This window comes from Malikia sp., assembly GCF_028687635.1.
GTDB lineage: Bacteria > Pseudomonadota > Gammaproteobacteria > Burkholderiales > Burkholderiaceae_C > Malikia.
In genome coordinates, this window is sequence record NZ_JAQTZS010000046.1 from 1 (window position 1) to 3,408 (window position 3,408).

At 42.7% G+C, this 3,408-nt stretch carries 3 protein-coding genes; 1 reads left to right on the forward strand and 2 read right to left on the reverse strand.

Annotation, left to right across the window (positions count from 1 at the left end; all coding sequences use genetic code 11):
- Positions 1–266: 266 nt before the first annotated feature.
- A complete protein-coding gene (dnaK, locus tag PHR85_RS15110; RefSeq protein WP_300056010.1) occupies positions 267–2,144 on the reverse strand; it encodes a molecular chaperone DnaK in 1,878 nt (625 codons plus the stop codon).
- 117 nt (positions 2,145–2,261) lie between these two features.
- Positions 2,262–2,777 (reverse strand): nucleotide exchange factor GrpE, encoded by a 516-nt coding sequence (gene grpE / locus PHR85_RS15115; RefSeq protein ID WP_300056013.1) that lies wholly within the window; start codon positions 2,775–2,777, stop codon positions 2,262–2,264.
- A 192-nt stretch (positions 2,778–2,969) separates the two neighbouring features.
- On the opposite strand from grpE, the gene PHR85_RS15120 reads away from it, so the two are divergent.
- Positions 2,970–3,408, forward strand: a 439-nt coding sequence (locus PHR85_RS15120; RefSeq protein ID WP_300056016.1) for an SLC13 family permease, incomplete at its 3' end; no start/stop codon positions are given.

Consider the following 3,408-nt stretch of genomic DNA (forward strand, 5'->3'; position numbering starts at 1 on the left):
GTTACATTCGTAATTATTTACTTAAGTAACATTCTATCATCTGAAAATAAAATCTAGATGACACTCTATATAACTATTTATTTAACAAATATTATATATTTATGAGCTTGAATTCAACCAAACAACTATAAAAATAGTAAATATTGTAAGAATGGAAGTTTTTATCTGCCATAACAGCATTATAACGTGAAGAATAAGGAAATGAATTAAGAGAATTTATGGGGATAGATCCCCGGGTCAAACCCGAGGATGACATATGGAAAAATTTATTCGATTTCAGCGTCGATGACGTCGTCATCTTTTTTTGCTGATGAAGAGGCTGCTTCGCCGCCTTCATTTTGTTTGTACATTTGCTCTGCCATTTTGTGGCTTGCATCAGCAAGTTTTTTCGTTGCCGCTTCGATCTCTTCTTTAGATGAATCGGTATTTTTCAATACTGCTTTCAACTCTTCAAGAGCCGATTCGATTGTTGCTTTTTCGCTTGCATCAATTTTATCACCCATCTCTTCGAGAGATTTTTCGGTTTGGTTTGCCAACGCGTCCGCTTGGTTGCGAAGATCTACGATCTCTTTGCGTTTTGCATCTTCGGCTTTGTGGTTTTCTGCGTCTTGAACCATTTTGTTGATCTCTTCTTCAGAGAGCCCGCTTGACCCAGTGATTTTGATCTCTTGGGTTTTACCTGTCCCTTTGTCAGTCGCAGAAACGGTCAAGATACCGTTGGCATCGATATCGAAGGTTACTTCGATTTGAGGTACACCGCGGCGTGCCGATGGGATACCGGTAAGTTCGAACAACCCGAGTGATTTATTATCACGAGCGAACTCACGCTCACCTTGACCGACAGAGATAGAAACAGCCGGTTGGTTATCTTCCGCAGTCGAGAACACTTGCGATTTCTTAACCGGGATAGTCGTCCCTTTTTCGATGATTTTCGTCATGACGCCACCGAGAGTTTCGATTCCAAGTGACAATGGTGTAACGTCAAGAAGAAGAACGTCTTTAACGTCTCCGCGAAGAACTCCGCCTTGGATCGCCGCACCGGCTGCTACTACTTCATCCGGGTTTACCCCTTTGTTAAGTGTTTTTCCGCCGAACTCGTCAGAAACCATTTTTTGTGCGATCGGAAGACGAGTTGAACCCCCGACCATGATGATTTCGTTGATCTCATTTTTGCTAAGACCGGCATCTTTCATCGCCGTTTTGATGTGGCTGATTGTCTCTTTAATCAACGTATCGATCATCCCCTCGAATTTTGCACGAGTGAGTTTTACAACCAAGTGTTTAGGACCTGATGCATCTGCGGTGATAAACGGAAGGTTGATCTCTGTTTCTTCTGCTGAAGAGAGCTCTTTTTTCGCATTTTCAGCCGCGTCTTTAAGACGTTGAAGTGCCATTTTGTCCGCTTTTAGATCGATACCGTGATCGGATTTGAACTCACCAGCGAGAAAATCAACGATTTTATTATCGAAGTCATCTCCGCCGAGGAACGCATTCCCGTCAGTTGAAAGAACTTCAAAAGTCCCCTCAGAAATCTCAAGAACCGTAACGTCGAATGTTCCGCCCCCTAGATCGTAAACGAGAACTTTTTCATCCGCTTTTGAATCCAATCCGTATGCTAATGCAGATGCAGTAGGCTCATTGATGATACGAAGGACGTTAAGACCTGCGATGGTTCCCGCTTCTTTGGTCGCTTTACGTTGAGCATCATTGAAATACGCCGGGACGGTAATAACTGCATCGGTTACCGCTTGTCCGAGATAGCTTTCCGCATCCGCTTTCAATTTTGAAAGGATTTTTGCAGAAATTTCTTGTGGTGTATACACTTTACCCGCTACGTCAACCGCTGCCATACCGTTTTTGTCGACGATTTTATAGGTAACTTTATCGTGTGCCTCTTTTGCTTTTTCCTCGTTCATCATAAGACCCATGATACGTTTGACCGAGTAGATCGTTTTATCCGGGTTTGTGATTGCCTGACGTTTAGCCGGATCACCGACAAGGATTTCACCTTTATCGGTAAATGCTACAACCGACGGAGTTGTATTTTTTCCCTCTTTATTCGGGATAATTTTCGCTTCACCGCCCTCATAGACCGCAACACATGAGTTTGTAGTTCCTAAATCGATACCAATTACTTTAGACATATTAATTTCCTTATTATTTATTTTTTCACGCCGCAGGAGCAAAGTCCCTACAGCTACGTTAACACTGAGTTTTACCTCGGCGGTAAAAGCCCAAATGCGACATATTGTATTTTTTACTTAATTTGCAATTACGACCATTGCATCGCGCAATGTTCGCTCTTTATATCGAAACCCTTTTTGAAAAGTGTTTACGATTGCTCCGCTTTCATGATCCGGGCTGTCCACACGCTGTACGGCGTTGTGGATATCCGGATTAAACGGTTCGGAATCATCCACCGGAGTGACTCCATGTTTTTCAAGAACGCTTAAGAGCTGTTTCATTGTCAGTTCCACACCCTCTTGGAGTTTTTCCAACAACACCGCAGGTTCAGCATCGATTTGTGCCGCACCGATTGCCATAGAGAGCGAATCGACAACGGGAATCAAATCTTTTGCAAATTTTTCGTTTGCATACTCAAGCGCTTGATATTTCTCACGCTCGAGACGTTTTTTGATATTGTCAAAATCGGCATGTACGCGAGCGTACTTATCTTTGAGCGATGCCAATTCAGCTTGAATAGTTTCTAATTCATTCATGTTCTCAATGACTGCTTCCTCACCCTCTTGAAGGGTAGGTTGTTCGTCGTTGATCACGTCTTCATTTATTTCGTTTGACATAAGTTATACGACTCCTTTTTTGAAATCCAGCGTTATTATAGTACATTGAGTCAACTAATGTCAAGTGACATATGATAATTTTCATGCAGAATAGTTGAGTCTATTCATATCAAGTATATATACCGACTCTAAAATGCTATAATAAGCCTAAAAAATAGGGGAGGGAGAATGTCACCGAGAGTTAAACAGCTTTTCCCCGTAGTGTTGCTTGGGATTTTTGCCCTGATCTTGTGGCTTACCCCTCCACCACTCGCCATAACTCCAAAAGCATGGCAACTTTTTACGATTTTCCTGACAACTATTATAGCTATTTTAGGTAACGTACTGCCAATCATCACTGCATCGGTCATTGCACTCGCAATAAGTGTCTTAACTGGGGTCATTGAACCTGCAAAAGCGTATGCCGGATTTTCGGAAAGTTTTATCCTCCTCATCGTCGCCGCATTTTTAGTCTCACACGCGGTTCACAAATCAGGACTCGGAAAACGGATATCACTCCATATTATTCGCCGTTTCGGCCACTCTACTCTTGGGCTTGGATACAGCCTTATCGCTACCGATATTCTAATAGCTCCTGCATTTCCGAGCAATACCGCTCGAAGCGGTG